Below are 15,336 nucleotides of genomic sequence, written 5' to 3'. Positions count from 1 at the left end.
ATCTAGGTTAAGTGAAAGACTTAATCCAAGTCATTCGACAGGGATTGTAATTGGCGGACCTTTGAAAGGTCATTATAAACCAAAAAAATATAATATCATGAAAAAATGGATGTTCATTTCCTATTTTCTGACTTGTCAGGCAGGGTTTGGCCTTTCACAGGTCATGTCAACTGAGAAAGTTGGAAAAAGCCCTTGGGGGCCCAATGATGAAATTGGTACGCTAAACTTGATGAGCGATCAGAGCCGATTAGAGGTATTAAGCCATGTTAGATCAGGAAAAATCTATGACTTAAGTGTGGAATATTTCGTGGGGATGCCCAGCTTTCATGCCTTGGGAGATCCTGCCTATCAATTCTGGATGACCCACACTCCAAAAGGTACGCTCATTGACAATCCCAATGGGATGGGAGAGGGGATGAATGCCAAAGTCAGCTATACTGGGGATGCCATTTCCATGTATACCCACATGGGAACCCATATTGATGCATTGAATCATTTTGGGTTGAATGGTAAAATCTGGAATGGTTTTTCAGCTGATGAGTATTTGGGGGATAAAGGCTGGAAAAAAACAGGTGCAGAAACCATTCCTCCCATAATTGGAAGGGGTGTTTTAATTGACATCTTAGCTTTGAAAGAGGTCGATCAGCTGCCGGAAAATTATCGAATCAACTCTTCTGATTTAAAATCAGCTCTAGAAAGGCAAAAAACAAAACTACAGAAGGGGGATATAGTCCTCATTCGAACAGGGCAGGCAAGGCATTATGAGCATGCAGATCAGTACTTGGATAACTATCCGGGGATCAACCTAGACGCGGTTAAATGGTTGGTGGAGGAGCAGCAAATTATGCTTTTGGGTGCGGATAATTTAAGTTTCGAAGCTTTCCCTCCTGAGCGGGAGGACAATTGGGTACCTGTCCATACCTATTTGCTTGCAGAGAAAGGCGTGATGTTTATGGAGCAGATGAATCTGGAGAGTTTAGCTCATGATGGGGTTTATGAATTTGCTTTTATAGGTAGTTCGCTGAAGTTACGGGGTGCTTCCGCGGCTCCTATGCGTCCAATAGCCATACCTATCAATTGAATCTTTTGGTCATGGAAAACCTTCATTTGATGGTAGCGGCCTTTGGAGTCGGAATATTGATTGTCCTGCAGGGCAGTTTAAATGCCCAGCTTGGAGTTAGGTTGGATAATGCATTAGTAGCTTCTTCTATAAGCCTTTTAGTCAGTGCCTCGCTTGCCATTTTGGTTTTGCTTCTTGCAAAAGAGAATATGGCAATTCTGGAAAAAATTCAGACCATTCCTTTGTACTTATTTTTTTTGGGAGGAGTTCTAAGCTTTCTTGCAATCGCTTCTTTTTACTATGTGATTCCGAGAATTGGTATTTCTACTACGGTCGCATTTGGTCTAAGCGGTCAATTAATTTTTGCGGGATTAGCCAGTCACTATGGATGGTTTGGATTGCCTATTGAGCCCATCACTTTCAAAAGAATGATGGGAATCTCTCTGATGATTGTTTCGGTGTTGCTAATAAAATCCTAAAAGAGCTATGGAATTATTGAAACACTCAAACGTACATAACCTCACAGATCTTTGGAAAGTAGGTGGACTCTTAGCCGGTAAATTCATTTCAGAGAATGAGGTATTTGTCAGCCTTGGAAGCCAGGGTGATTGGCCAGATAAGGTATGGATTACTGGCTCATTGAATTCTAAAAAGCTTTTAGCTGTTCAATCTCTGTCAAAGGGAAAGCCCTGTAGTTTGGCTGTTTGGGAAAAGGAAATCCAAGAAGACTTACTTGCCGAATTTGGTTTTCATTCGTCTTCTGAATTGGTTGGGATGTCCTGTGATCTAGCTTCTTTTTCCTCCCAAACCACTCTGCCAATTCAACTGCAACTGGTAAAAACGCCGAAACAAGCTTTGATTTGGTCACAGGTCTTCTTCCATTCCTTTGGGTATGAAATTCCTCCTTCCACAGTGATAGCCCTCGGAGAAAAAGTGAGTTTTTACACCGCTTCATTTGAAGATAATCCTATAGGAACCAGTATGGTCTTTCAAGATTCCAGGGGTGTATCAGGAATTTATTCAATTGGAGTGGCTCCCTCTTTTCGAGGAAAGGGTTTGGCAAATCACTTATTCGAAGCCACTCTTTCAAAGGTAAAAAAAGCCGGGGCGACCACTGCAATCCTACAAGCCTCAGCCATGGGCTTGGGATTGTATTTGAAATACGGCTTTCGGTCAGATTTTAAGATCAGATTTTATAAAAACTAAAAAAGAAAAAGAAATGAAATTGATAGAAACATTGAACTGGCGCTATGCCACCAAAAAATTTGATTCAAAGAAAAAAATTAATTCAACTCATTTGGAACTGCTTAAAGAGGCTGTTCGACTTTCGGTCTCCTCTTATGGGCTTCAATTGTATAAGGTTTTGATAATTGAAGATCCTAAAATGAAAAAACTGCTTAGGAAAGCTTCTTGGGACCAATCGCAAATCACGGATGCATCCCATTTGTTCGTGTTCTGTAGTTACAACCAAAACTTTAATGAAGGTGTCGATTCATATATCAACCTCTTACAAGAAGGAGTGGAAGAATCTAAAAAAGCCGGGATTCTTGCCTATGGAAAAAGTATTAAGGAAGGCATTTCAGCCATGGGTGAAGGAGAAAGACAGTCCTGGTCAGAGAAACAATGCTATTTAGCAATGAATAATCTCCTAATTGCTGCGGCAGAACTTAAACTTGACGCTTGTCCGATGGAAGGATTTGAGCCAGATAAATATGATGAAATTTTGGGCTTAAATGACCAGGGATTACATGCTGTATTAGTTGCTCCGATAGGATTTCGCGCCTTAGATGATTCGGCACATTTTCGTAAGAAAGTTCGGAGAAGTAGTGAAGAGCTATTTGAACTCATTTGAAGAAAGGGGAAGTAATGGATATTTTAAAACTTGTATTGCAAAGTAAAAATTTGGATGAAACCCAAAGGTTCTATCAAGAGAGACTTGGTTTTAAGCTTCTTTTCCGAAACATGAATCAAGTAGGTTTCCAAGTTGGATCTTCTGAATTGGTATTTAAGAAAGCGTCAGAGGGATCCTCTCCCCAATATCATTTTGCCTTCCTTATCCCGATTCAATCCATTGAATTGGCTATTCAATGGTTAAATGATAGAGGGGTTAAAATGCTGATCTCAGACTCAGGTCCTATAGTGTGTTTTGAAAACTGGAAGGCAAAGTCGGTCTATTTCAAAGATGACCAGGGGAATATTTTGGAAGTCATTTGTCGGATGGATCTCCAAAATGAAATAATCGGAGATTTTTCAACCCAAAACATAATGTGTATAAATGAAATAGGAATTGTCACTGATTACCCTTTGGAAATGGCTGAAAAAATCATTGCCGATTCAGGGATTAATTATTTTCCCAAGGGACCAAAAGATTCTGATTTCTTGGCCTTGGGTGAGGAATCCGGTCTACTTGTTATTTCTAAAGAGGGACGGAATTGGTACCCCACACAAATACCCTCAACCCCCTGTGGGTTAAGTTTTGAAATCAAAGTTGGTGATAAGACTACTTGGTTTGAACTCAATCGCTAACACTCAGGATACTCGTTTATGGAACTGCTACCTATGATTAGACAATATGTTTAGCTCGTTTTATTGAGTAGATATTGAAAAATAAGACAGATTAAATGGTTTTTTAAGAGCCTATATATGATAACCATGGTGAATTGTCAACCCTGTAGCAACCTTAAGTATGATTCAACTTTACTTGATAAATGAATTAAAAAAGAAATTATGTTTAAAAAATATCCAATTATTAAATGGACACTGACCACTGTAACTCTCATTGTGGCTATACTTATCTCTATTGGTATATATATCGCGAGTCTTTTACCGGAAGAAGATGGTGCCTTAGTTAATAGTCAAGCAAGTGATATCACTTACATCACTAAAGATGTACCAGGTTATCGGGGGAAAATACTAGCTGTTGTAACCAGCACAGATACCATGGGCACAAGTGGTAAAGGCACAGGATACGAACTAACAGAATTAGCAAGAGCTTACTATGTTTTTAAAGCCAATGGTTTTGATGTTGATATAGCAAGTCCTTTAGGAGGTAAACCACCCGTAGTGTTAGATGATGATGATATGGGGATATTCGATTATGCATTTTTGAATGATTCTATTGCGCAATCCAAAACCAATAATAGCCTTTTATTAAAAGATGTAAAACCTGAAACATATGAAGCTGTTTATTTTGTCGGAGGGAAAGGAGCGATGTTTGATTTTCCAAATAATAGATTTATACATGCTTTGATAAAAGATTTCCATAAGAATAACAAAGTTATCGGAGCAGTCTGTCATGGCCCTGCAGCCTTTGTAAATGTTACCTTAGACGATGGACAACCATTTTTAAAAAATAAGCAGGTCAGTAGCTTTACCAATAAGGAAGAGTTATTGTTAATTCCAAATGCAGAATCTGTTTTCCCTTTTTTATTACAAGACAAACTAATTTCTCAAGGGGCCATATTTAATGAAGGCATCATGTACCTTGAAAGAATAAGTCACGATAATAATTTAATTACTGGCCAAAATCCATGGTCGGTATGGGCAATTTCAGAAGCTATGGTCAAGCAATTAGGGTACAAGCCGAAAAATAGGGCCATCACTGCGGAAGAAAATGCTGTTAAAGTCTTATTTACCTACGAAACAAAAGGTAAAGAGGATTCCAAAGCAGCACTAAAACAAATTATTAAAGAAAATAAACAATCTGTTTCTAGATCATTACTAATTAGTCATGGTGCTGTATCAATGATACAGGGAGATTTAAAAAAGTTATATGACCTAATAGGTTTAGCGTCTTTTGCAAAAGATATTGAACTCAATAAATAGAAAATAATTCTGATTAAATTTTCGGTGAGTTTTAAATTATCTAAAAACAATTAATGTGTACAGATAAGTCTCAACAGCTGAGGTGGAGTTTTATAAAGTTGCTACTGTACAAATACCTTGTTTAAAAAAAATTGAATAGGAATTGGTCCCCTACAGATTGTCCTGCAGAAGTACATCCTGTAAGAGTGAATTTAATCAGAAGGGGCACAATAGAAATTCAACTTTAGTTTCTTGATATTAATCACTAAATGCTTGAGGAAGATGTTTTTTTATTAATGTCGTCAAAAGAATCCTAAGAAAAGTCCTGAATATGTGGAGATTGATCTTTTATAAGGTTCCTGCCAAGATTAAGTAAATTCTCCCATGTTAATTCACTTTTCTCCATACAGCAACTTCCTCTCCTGAATCATTGTAAAAGAATAAAGAATCCCCCTCTCTTTTAAATTGATTGAACAATCCAGGGAAAGGGATATCATTTTGAACATCAGGGCAGGCTATTAGAGTAGAAATAAGGTTGCCAAATGAAATGATTTGGTTAGAACCTACCTTTTTTAGTTCAAGAGTGATTGAATTACATCCATCTGTGGAGATTGCTTTTCTAGTGGAAGGGTGTATGAAAATTATTTTCCCATTTGGAAAACTTGGATTTGGAAGGTCTTCATTTTGATATCGAATCACATTCCATCCCCCAGTAGAATTCGACCCTACAGTAAAATTCAAGTCGCCACCAAGTAAATCAATGTAATCTCTTTCTTCCTCCAAAACTTGAACGAGTTTTCTTTTGATTTGGCCTGATTTTGAATCTTCAGTTTTAATTACATGAATTTTTTGAATAAAATTTGATTTCCTGGTATACCCCTCGATTTCAGGAGAGATCCATGCTAGAGTAGAAATATCATAGTCAAATTCTTCATTAAATGAAATACCTAGGCAGAATGCATGTCTGTTATCGGGTGTATCACAAGGTAATTGATTATCGTACGCATTAAAGGAATAGCTATATACCCAAAAATTTCCTCTTCAATTGTGATCTCCTCTTGCTCAGGGCTTTCCTTATCCATACAGGAGGAAAGAAGAAGAATTGAAATCAAAAGACTAATAGGTCCAATTATATAGTTTTTTATTTTTCTATGGGTTTTCATAGGGCTATCTATTTTCAAAATCCTCTAATGAATGGATCTCATTGGGATAAAAAGTTAAATCGCCTGCCGGAACAAGCTTCCATCAAAATCAAAAAAAGCAACCTTCTATTTAAAGGTTTAGGTTAATTTAATAGTTATTCTAATATAAGATTTGAAAGCCATTTATCCTTTTAAAAAATGCAAAACCTAAAATATAAGTTTGGGGGAAATGCAAATCTAGAATTGTTTAATCAAAGCAGTGAAACTTCTTGTAATCAAATTCTAGCAAATTGATTTTATAAACTTTCTACTCTTTTTTATCTGGCGAAGAAAAGTTGGACTCGTCCCGAAAACCACTGTGTACAAGAATCTTTTTACCACAAGAAAAGCCGGATATACCTTAAAACAAAAAAACCTGACACTTTCGTATCAGGTTTTGCTCCTCCTCTTGGGCTCGAACCAAGGACCCTCTGATTAACAGTCAGATGCTCTAACCAACTGAGCTAAGGAGGAATTTTGTGTTTCTTTTCGGATCGTTTTCCGAATTGGTGTTGCAAATGTAGGAGGCTATATTATTTATTCCAAACCCATTTCTAAAAAATCTTACTTAATATTTCACTCATTTACTTTTTCGCTTCACAATCAGTTACTTATTTTTTAAAAAAAACTTCAAAAAAGGTTTTTGCGGGACAGGAGAGGAATTCCAATCCTATTTTGTAATTTAAATAGCTTTAATTTTTACCCAAGATCGCACTACATGAAAAAATCATTAAATCGCAGAGAGTTTGTCCGCTATTCTGCTTTGACCACGCTAGGTCTTCAATTTTTACCATTCCAAGGGACGAAAGCAGCACCTTCCGATAAAGTCAGAGTAGCCCATATTGGATTAGGAGGAATGGGCTTGAATCATTTAAACTGGTTTGCCAATTTGCCTGAGGTGGAAGTTGTAGCCTTATGTGATGTAGATGACACACATGCACAAGAAGCCTTGGAGAAGTTGAAAGCGATTCACCCTGATACAAAAGCACAATTGTATTCGGATTTCCGAAAAGTGCTGGAGAGATCAGATGTAGATGCAGTCACCATTGCCACACCAGATCATTGGCATGCCCAGATTACCATTTTGGCTTTTCAGGCAGGAAAGGATGTTTACAGTGAGAAACCTCTTTCTTATGCTAAAAGGGAAGGTGATTTGATGTTAGCTTCCCAAAAAGATACAGGAAGGATTTTTCAATTGGGAACCCAAATCCATGCCGGAGATAATTACCACCGAGTAGCTGAAATAATTCAATCTGGGGTCTTGGGTAAAATTAAAACCGTGCGTCTATGGAAAACGGGAGAGCCCCCGTTGATTGAAAAACTGAATTTTCAGGCTCCTCCATCTCATTTGAATTGGGACATGTGGCTAGGTCCCGCCCCCTATGCCGAGTATGCTCCCGAGAAATGTCATTTTTCCTATCGCTATTTTATGGAATATTCCGGAGGGGTATTTCAGGATTTCTGGTGTCATATCGCAGACATTGTTTGGTGGTCCATTGCTCCATCCGGGCTAAAAAAGATCTCGGCAAATGGCGAAGTTTCGGACGGAGTTGGAGATACTCCCAAATGGATAGACGTGGACTTTAAATTTAAAAAACTGGACCTGCATTGGACTTCTGCTCCCCCTGATGTTCCGGGAGCGGCCGGGAGAGGGATAGGAGCTTATTTTGAAGGCACAAAAGGAACCTTGGTTTGTGACTACAGCAGAAGGGAAATAAGAATTGACGGAAAAGTAATGGAAGATATTCCTGAAATTCCGAAAACCATAGTTCGATCACCGGGACACCAGCAGAATTTTATTGATGCTGTAAAATCCAGAACTCAACCGGAATCCTATTTGGAATATGCCCGAAATATGACCATGCCCATGCATTTGGCTCTGATTTCCTTTAAGCTCAAAGAAGAACTAAAATGGAATGCGAAAAAGGAAATGTTTAAGAATCATTCCCAAGCTAACCAATTGCTATTTAGACCTTACCGGGAAAAGTGGAATTTAATTGGAGCATGATTTCAGAAAAGTTAACTTAATCAAGAAATAAACCAAAACCCCATAAAAGAATGCCAAATTATACATTGAAAATTAACGGCGAATCTAAGGAGGTCGAGGCATTAGAGGATATGCCTTTACTCTGGGTGATTCGTGACCTTTTAAAAATGAAAGGAACCAAATTTGGTTGTGGACAATCATTCTGCGGTGCCTGCACAGTCCATTTGGATGGTAATGCTGTTCGGTCTTGTTCCCTGCCGATTTCTGCAGTAGGTACAGGTGAAATAACAACGATTGAGGGGCTTTCTGAAAACGGAGATCATCCTGTTCAAAAGGCTTGGGTAGAACATATTGTTCCGCAATGCGGCTATTGTCAATCAGGACAGATTATGAATGCTGCTGCTTTACTGAACTCCAATGCCAGTCCAAGTGAGGAAGAAATCGAACAAGCTATGGCTGGAAATCTATGTCGTTGTGGCACTTATAATCGCATCAAAGATGCGATTGTCACTGCATCTAAGTCCTTATAAAACACCCAAATAAAACCCAATCTCATGCTTCCAAATATTCCATTTATACAAAAGAAAAAAGGGCAGGATAAAAGCAAGGTTTTTGTTCCCTCCCGAAGAGATTTTTTGAAATTAGGGTCCCTTGCTACCGGGGGACTTATCCTTGGTGTCAACTTCCAATGTTCAGGACCAAAAGGTGAATTAGTGACGTTTGCACCCAATGTTTATCTCTCCATTGATTCAACTAATCAAGTTACCTTAGTCGCCCACCGATCTGAGATGGGGACAGGTATTCGAACGTCCCTTCCACAAATTGTGGCTGATGAACTTGGGGCAGACTGGTCCACCATCAAAATTGTTCAAGCGGAAGGGGATGAAGAGAAATACGGAAATCAGAATACCGATGGTTCATTCTCTGTTCGGATGTTTTTTGAACCCATGCGAAAAGCGGGGGCCACAGCCAGACATATGCTGATCGCTGCCGCTGCTGCGGATTGGGGAGTGGATCCTTCCCAGTGTGATACCCGTGATGGGAAAGTCATCGGAGACGGAAAAGAAATCGCGTTTGGGGACTTAGTGGGTAAATTAAAGGATACCCCTGTACCGGATCCGGAAAGCATTACTCTGAGAGAACTTTCCAGCTATAAATTGATCGGGACGGATGTGCCGATTTACGATTTGAAAAATATTGCCATGGGCAAGGCGGTTTTTGGGGCTGATGTGGATCTTCCGGACATGAAAATTGCTGTAGTCCGAAGAACTCCAGTAATAGGCGCGAAAGTGGTTTCCTATAATGATGAAAAAGCATTGGCTGTTCCAGGTGTCGTTCAAGTAGTAAAGATTGAAGGATCTGGAAATCCTCCTGGTTTGGATAAGGCTTTAGAAGGAATTGCGGTGATCGCTGAGAATACCTGGTCTGCTATCAAAGGGAGAGATGCGCTGGAAATAGAATGGGACCTTGGAGAAAATAAAGATTATAGTTCCAAAAAACAGCTGGCAGAAATGCTTCAAAGTACTCGGAGCAATGGAAAAGTAAGAAGAGAAAGAGGGAATTTTGATTCGGCAAACCGATCCGCTTCCAGAAAAATAGAACGCACTTATGAGGCTCCGTTTTATGCGCATGCTACCATCGAGCCACCAGCAGCCATCGCTCATGTAAAACCCGATGGATCCTGCGAAGTGTGGGCGCCAACTCAACACCCGCAATGGGCAAGGGGAGCAGTGGCAGGAGCTTTAGGAGTAGATGTAAGTCAGGTCAAGGTGAATGTGACACTATTGGGTGGAGGCTTTGGAAGGAAATCCAAGCCAGACTTTGTAGTGGAAGCAGCTTTGATTTCCAAAGCAGCCAATGGGCCGGTTCGAGTTCAATGGACACGTGATGATGATCTTCATTTTGACTTTTTTCATTCCCATAGTGCCCAGCGGATTATTGCAACCTTGGATTCTAGTGGAGGCCTGACAGGATGGAATCACCATACCGTTTTCCCAGCAATTGGTTCAACCAGTAGCAAGGAGGAATTGCATCCTTCTGATGGAGAAATGGGACTAGGATGCGTTGATTTTCCATTTAATGTTCCGAATATCCGAGTGGAAACGCATGAGTCTACAGGAAATACCAGAGTAGGCTGGCTTCGATCGGTAAGTAATATTCACCATGCTTTTGCCATTCATACGATGTTGGATGAAATTGCAGAAGCGAGAGGGAAAGATCCATTAGAAAATGCCTTGGAGCTGCTAGGTGAAGATCGGGATATCACTTTCCAGTCAGAGATGGTAGGAGGAGAATATGGGAATTATGGGGAAAGCATAGATAATTATCCTTGGAACACGGGACGAATGAAAAATGTCATTCGAACCTTGAGAGAAAAGTCTAATTGGGATGCGAATAAAGCAGCAGGAAAAATTATGGGTTTTGCAGCACACAAGAGTTTCTTGACTTATGTGGGATGTGTGGTCCTATTGGAAAAGGGTGCAGACGGAAAAATTCTGATTCCTGAAGTGCATTACGTGGTGGATTGTGGGGTAGCTGTCAATACGGATCGAATCCGATCTCAGTTTGAGGGTGGCGCTCAATTTGCAACCAGTTTGGCTACCACTTCAGAAATCACATTAGAAAATGGACAAGTACAGCAAAATAACTTCGATACCTATCAGATTATTCGGATGCCTGCTGCCCCGAAAAAAATACATGTCCATATCGTAAAAAGCCAAATTAAACCAACCGGAGTAGGAGAGCCTCCTGTTCCGCCGTTTATTCCGGCGCTTGCCAATGCCATGTATCAGATGAATGGACAACGAATTTATAAGTTGCCATTCAAGGTTTAAATTTATACTGAAGAGGCTGTCTCATCATTTTCTATTCGTTTACATTTCGATAGAAAAATAATGATGGGACAGCCTTTTTTTATTGTCCTAATATTTCTCTTTTTAATCTGGGTAACGGAAATAATGACAAGTATTATCTATTCGTTAACCTCCTACTTGAGCCGTATCAATACCTAGTTTGGGAGTTGATTTTCCTTATTTTTGGGTTCTTCTATGTAAACAATATGAAATCCGTTCTTCTTACTTTTCTGGGGCTTGCATCTGGTTTACAGGTGTTTGCTCAAGATGCTTCTATAGATTCTGTTTTTTCGGCAGGAATTCCTGTCAAAACCATAGACTCCCAAATTTTGAATGAGGTTAGTGGGTTGGCTTTTGGTAAAAGCCGACCTGGAATTATTTATGTACACAATGATAGTGGAGGTGAGCCAAAAGTCTATATGCTTGATTCCTTGGGGAATGTATTAGGGGATGTGGAACTATTGGGAGCTACTAATCGAGATTGGGAAGATATCGCCGTAGGACCAGGGAAATATGGAGAAAGTAACGTCTATGTGGCAGAAATAGGGGATAATGTAGCTCAGTATGAGTCCATTAGAATTTACAGGTTTGCTGAACCGATACGTTCGAAGGGCTCTGTAAAAATAACCCCAGAGCGAATAGACTTAACCTATCCCAATGGAGCGATGGATGCAGAAACATTGATGGTAGACCCAATTTCAGGAGATATTTTTATTCTATCCAAAAGAGATAAAGAAAATACCCTATTCAGGCTTCCCGCAGAGAAATTTCAATCAGGAAGTACTGAGTTGGAAGAACTGATGAAGCTTCCTATAACCAGCTCAGTAGCAGGGGATATTTCTCAAGATGGGAGTCAAATCATAATAAAGAACTACCTTGAGGTATTCTATTGGAAGAGAAAGAAAGGAGAGTCGGTAGTGGAAGCACTATCGCGAGCCCCAGTCATTGTTCCTTATGTTCCGGAACCCCAAGGGGAAGCCATTGGTTTTTCTCCTGAAGGGAATAGCTTCTTTACTCTTTCTGAAGTTCGGTTTGGTATTCAACCCGTACTCTACAGGTATCCCAAAAATTGATTTCTATGCAAACATCACCTAATATCTTGATGGTCCGACCGGCCAATTTTGGTTTTAATGAGGAGACTGCTGATACCAATTTTTATCAACAGAAAGACCAGCGTGAAAAAGGTGAAATCCGGGAGTTGGCAAAACAAGAATTTGATAGGTTTGTGGAACAGCTGAGAGATCAAGGGGTGAATGTCGAGGTATTGGAAGATACAGAGCAGCCAATTAAAACAGATGCAGTATTTCCCAACAATTGGTTTAGTACACATCCTGATGGAAAACTGATTCTATATCCCATGTTTTCCCCAAATAGGCGTTTGGAAAGGAGAAAGGACTTGGTGGAAATGCTGATTCAAAAGGGATATCAAATTTCAGAGATATTGGATTTGAGTTTTTTTGAAGAGGATGATCAATTTTTGGAAGGGACGGGAAGCATGGTCCTGGATCATGATAGTAAAACCATTTTTGCTTGCTACTCTGAACGGACCCATCCCGTTCCACTCAATTATGTAGCGGATATTTTGGGGTATGACCTAATAGGTTTTAACTCAGTTCAAGAAATTGATGGGGTTAAAAGTCCTATTTATCATACGAATGTGATGATGCATGTGGGCAAGGATCTAGCAGTGGTATGTTTGGATAGTATTCCAAAAGCATCTGAAAAGCAGGGCGTTCAAAAAGCCTTGACCAAAGCAGGAAAAAAAGTGATCCCTATTACAGCTAAACAGAAGTTTAATTTTGCCGGAAATATGCTGGAAGTGACCAATGAAGGAGGAGAGAAATTTACTGTGATGTCACAGACTGCTTTTGATTCCTTGAATGTGGGGCAAATTCAGATGATTGAAAAATACACTACCATCATCAGTCCTTCTATTCCTACCATTGAAAAATTAGGGGGAGGAAGTGCTCGCTGTATGATGGCAGAGATTTTTTTGCCCAAGGCTTAAAAGCTCAATGTTTACACAAACCTTGGATGGAAAATCAAATTAAAATTGTTTCCTAGTCTTAAATTTCAGTAGTACCTAAATCATAGATTTCCTGAATACCTTTTACTATTGTGGAGATGTCAATATTTAGATCGATCAATTTGCCCGTTTGAATGTCGAAAACCCATCCATGCACATGTGGCAGCCCCTCTGTTATGAATCTTTTTTGCCAAGAAGCCATTTTCACCACATTGATACATTGTTCTTGTACATTAAGTTCTACCAGTCTTTTGTATCGGGCATCCTCGTCTTCAATGTTATTTAATTCCTCTCTATGAGTTCTATACACATCTCGAATATTTCTTAGCCATGGGTTCAAGATCCCCAAATCTTGGGCCTGCATGGCCGCTTTTACCCCTCCGCAAAAATAATGGCCACAAACAGCGATATGCCTAACTTTTAAATGGGAAATAGCATACTCTATTACTGAAGCAGAGTTTCCATCATTATTAGGAACCAAATTCGCCACGTTTCTATGTACAAACATTTGCCCTGGTTCAATGCCAGTCATTTCTTCTGCTGTGACCCTACTATCACTACAACCTATATATAATATTTCTGGACTTTGTCCTTTAGATAAGTTTTGAAAATAATTTTCGTCTAATGCAAGTTTAGATTCAACCCATTTCTGGTTATTCTCAAAAATTTGTTTGTAAAGATTCATGAGTAATGGTTTTTAATAAAAGTATCACTACGTTTTAAGATAGTTCTATAAATATAATTTACTTGATCTGATATGCGTATTTATTCAGCAAGTTTGTTGATGTCCTTGTTTTCTAATAGGGATTTGGAAAATTGTTTGGTTAGTGTATTGATCATGGCCTTACCAATCTTTCTGGTGGTGGTTACGTTTTTGGAATTCTTTATCCAGGAGTAAAAAGGAGTCAATAAAACATAGATGGTATTGTAGAGTTTAGTCTTTGATTTGATGCCATCTTCGGGTAAAACAAAACCAGGCCTGAACATAAAGGCTTTTTTAAACCCCAAGGATAAAATATAATTTTCAGTTTTTCCTTTGACTCTTGCCCACATGCTACGTCCTTCTTCTGTAGAGTCAGTACCTTTACCAGAAACATAGCAAAAAACAAGATCAGGGTTTAACTCATAAAGGGTGTCAGCTAAAAATTTGGAAACCCCAAAAGTCAATTGGTGGTATTTATCTTCTGACATGCCTACCGCGGATACACCCATGCAGTGAAAGCAGGCATCATAGTCTATTAACTGTTCCGAATAATCGTGGATTTGAGTAAAGTCCTGCAGCAGTAATTCTTTGATTTTTGGGGAGGATATCTCAATTGGACTCCTGTTTATCAATAGCACCTCTTGAATTTCTTCACTTTTTAAACATTCGAGTAGGGCCCCTTTTCCGATCATTCCTGTGGAACCAGTGATTATGACGTTGTACATGGCTTTTCTTTTACTACAAAAAAATAATGGCTTGATTTTCTGCTTATCTAAATTAGGTAAAAAGAAATGAAGTCTAATTGATTTTTGTTTCTCCAGACTTATATAAGTCTAATGCATCTATCAATAACAGATAAATTGTTCCCAAGGGTAAATCTTCTATGGGATCCACCATGAAGGCCTTCATTCTTGATCGAGTGTCTTTTTCAAATTTTAGTTGACGTAGGAAATTTCCTTCAATAAAGAGCAAATGGGGATGCTTCCTCTGTTTATTTTTCCATAAATAGCAGAAATAGGGTATTCCGTATTTCACAGTTTCTGTCACAACCTTATCCAAACTTAGAATGAAGCTTCGCAAGGTCAAAAACAACTTTTGTTAGGCTCTGATTGATTCAAATTGTTCTAGGAGTTCATGCATTGCTCTTCTTTTTATTTGAAACCGGATGAATTTACTCCAAACTCTTCTTATAGCATTTTTCTAAAACAGACGCTGTTTTCAACTCCTTGATATTGACCATAATTTGGGATGAGTTGGTATCCAGAAGATTCATAAAGTGCAATTGCATCGGGTTGACGCTTTCCTGTTTCCAATACACAGGATTTATATCCCATCTCCTTTGCCCATTTTTCTAATTCCGACAAGATTCTTTTTGCATATCCTTTTCCTCTCGCGGAAACATCAGTATACATTCTCTTTACCTCTATGGAGTCTGCATCCCATTCTTTGATAGCCCCGCAGGCTACGGGAATTTTACTTTCTGAAAGTACGACCGCATGTTTAAGCAAGTCTATTTTATTGTATTGTGCGTAAAATGCATTTTCCTCTCCATCGATTCGGGCTAAGTAGGCATCTAATTTCCGGACTAAATCTTGGAAGTTAGGGTTAGAGGAGTCAGTCCGATGAACGTGGATCATATGAGGCAGGAGTTGAATGATTTAATTTAAGGAATTGGAAGAAAAACCATAAAAAAACCGAGACATTTCTGGCTCGGTTTTTAGGA

Annotated in this window: 17 protein-coding genes and 1 tRNA gene; 11 read left to right on the top strand and 7 right to left on the bottom strand. The window is 39.1% G+C overall.

All coding sequences use genetic code 11. From position 1 onward, the window contains the following. The first annotated feature begins 97 nt into the window (after positions 1–97). The 6 genes from JYB62_RS09460 to JYB62_RS09435 all read left to right on the top strand — a co-directional run bounded on the left by JYB62_RS09460 (position 98) and on the right by JYB62_RS09435 (position 4,885). Positions 98–1,081 (top strand): cyclase family protein, encoded by a 984-nt coding sequence (locus JYB62_RS09460; protein ID WP_243431488.1) that lies wholly within the window; start codon positions 98–100, stop codon positions 1,079–1,081. A gap of 11 nt (positions 1,082–1,092) precedes the next feature. Continuing rightward, positions 1,093–1,539, top strand: a complete 447-nt coding sequence (locus JYB62_RS09455) for a DMT family transporter (protein WP_205645139.1) — start codon at positions 1,093–1,095, stop codon at positions 1,537–1,539. A gap of 7 nt (positions 1,540–1,546) precedes the next feature. Then, a complete protein-coding gene (locus JYB62_RS09450; protein WP_205645138.1) occupies positions 1,547–2,266 on the top strand; it encodes a GNAT family N-acetyltransferase in 720 nt (239 codons plus the stop codon). Between the two features lie 13 nt (positions 2,267–2,279). Beyond that, the gene (locus JYB62_RS09445) at positions 2,280–2,912 is read left to right on the top strand and encodes an NAD(P)H-dependent oxidoreductase (RefSeq protein WP_205645137.1); all 633 of its coding nucleotides are present in this window, start codon (positions 2,280–2,282) and stop codon (positions 2,910–2,912) included. 14 nt (positions 2,913–2,926) lie between these two features. Continuing rightward, positions 2,927–3,586, top strand: coding sequence for a VOC family protein (locus JYB62_RS09440; protein WP_394369684.1), 660 nt, complete (start codon positions 2,927–2,929; stop codon positions 3,584–3,586). 201 nt (positions 3,587–3,787) lie between these two features. Continuing rightward, positions 3,788–4,885: a type 1 glutamine amidotransferase domain-containing protein gene (locus JYB62_RS09435; RefSeq protein WP_205645135.1), complete on the top strand. Its 1,098-nt coding sequence runs from the start codon at positions 3,788–3,790 to the stop codon at positions 4,883–4,885. A gap of 366 nt (positions 4,886–5,251) precedes the next feature. Here JYB62_RS09435 and JYB62_RS09430 read toward each other — a convergent pair whose 3' ends face one another. The 3 genes from JYB62_RS09430 to JYB62_RS09420 form a co-directional block, all read right to left on the bottom strand. After that, positions 5,252–5,647 carry an META domain-containing protein gene (locus tag JYB62_RS09430; protein WP_205645134.1) on the bottom strand — a complete coding sequence of 132 codons (396 nt, stop codon included), beginning with the start codon at positions 5,645–5,647 and terminating at the stop codon, positions 5,252–5,254. Between the two features lie 164 nt (positions 5,648–5,811). Then, positions 5,812–6,027: a hypothetical protein gene (locus tag JYB62_RS09425; RefSeq protein ID WP_205645133.1), complete on the bottom strand. Its 216-nt coding sequence runs from the start codon at positions 6,025–6,027 to the stop codon at positions 5,812–5,814. Between the two features lie 418 nt (positions 6,028–6,445). Beyond that, positions 6,446–6,519, bottom strand: a tRNA-Asn gene (locus tag JYB62_RS09420). A 244-nt stretch (positions 6,520–6,763) separates the two neighbouring features. Between JYB62_RS09420 and JYB62_RS09415 the strand changes: the two genes are divergently transcribed. From JYB62_RS09415 to ctlX, 5 genes are all read left to right on the top strand, one after another. Continuing rightward, the gene (locus JYB62_RS09415) at positions 6,764–8,053 is read left to right on the top strand and encodes a Gfo/Idh/MocA family protein (RefSeq protein WP_205645132.1); all 1,290 of its coding nucleotides are present in this window, start codon (positions 6,764–6,766) and stop codon (positions 8,051–8,053) included. Positions 8,054–8,103: 50 nt separating this feature from the next. Beyond that, positions 8,104–8,562 (top strand): (2Fe-2S)-binding protein, encoded by a 459-nt coding sequence (locus JYB62_RS09410; protein ID WP_205645131.1) that lies wholly within the window; start codon positions 8,104–8,106, stop codon positions 8,560–8,562. A 24-nt stretch (positions 8,563–8,586) separates the two neighbouring features. Continuing rightward, on the top strand, positions 8,587–10,866 hold the full coding sequence (locus tag JYB62_RS09405) for a xanthine dehydrogenase family protein molybdopterin-binding subunit (RefSeq protein WP_205645130.1): 2,280 nt from the start codon (positions 8,587–8,589) through the stop codon (positions 10,864–10,866). A gap of 224 nt (positions 10,867–11,090) precedes the next feature. Then, complete coding sequence (locus JYB62_RS09400; RefSeq protein ID WP_205645129.1) at positions 11,091–11,957, top strand: NHL repeat-containing protein; 867 nt, start codon at positions 11,091–11,093, stop codon at positions 11,955–11,957. Continuing rightward, positions 11,957–12,892 (top strand): citrulline utilization hydrolase CtlX, encoded by a 936-nt coding sequence (ctlX, locus tag JYB62_RS09395; protein WP_205645449.1) that lies wholly within the window; start codon positions 11,957–11,959, stop codon positions 12,890–12,892. The genes JYB62_RS09400 and ctlX overlap by 1 nt, the downstream gene beginning before the upstream one ends. 58 nt (positions 12,893–12,950) lie before the next feature. Here the strand turns inward: ctlX and JYB62_RS09390 are convergent, their stop codons facing one another. The 4 genes from JYB62_RS09390 to JYB62_RS09375 form a co-directional block, all read right to left on the bottom strand. Next, positions 12,951–13,595, bottom strand: a complete 645-nt coding sequence (locus JYB62_RS09390) for a carbonic anhydrase (RefSeq protein ID WP_205645128.1) — start codon at positions 13,593–13,595, stop codon at positions 12,951–12,953. 80 nt (positions 13,596–13,675) lie between these two features. Beyond that, positions 13,676–14,338: an NAD-dependent epimerase/dehydratase family protein gene (locus JYB62_RS09385; protein WP_205645127.1), complete on the bottom strand. Its 663-nt coding sequence runs from the start codon at positions 14,336–14,338 to the stop codon at positions 13,676–13,678. A gap of 73 nt (positions 14,339–14,411) precedes the next feature. Next, the gene (locus JYB62_RS09380; protein ID WP_205645448.1) at positions 14,412–14,699 is read right to left on the bottom strand and encodes a DUF1801 domain-containing protein; all 288 of its coding nucleotides are present in this window, start codon (positions 14,697–14,699) and stop codon (positions 14,412–14,414) included. A gap of 101 nt (positions 14,700–14,800) precedes the next feature. Beyond that, on the bottom strand, positions 14,801–15,250 hold the full coding sequence (locus JYB62_RS09375; protein WP_205645126.1) for a GNAT family N-acetyltransferase: 450 nt from the start codon (positions 15,248–15,250) through the stop codon (positions 14,801–14,803). Between the last annotated feature and the right edge of the window lie 86 nt (positions 15,251–15,336).

It is taken from the genome of Algoriphagus lutimaris (genome assembly GCF_017051705.1).
GTDB lineage: Bacteria > Bacteroidota > Bacteroidia > Cytophagales > Cyclobacteriaceae > Algoriphagus > Algoriphagus lutimaris.
This window is presented reverse-complemented; position numbering and strand designations above follow the sequence as displayed.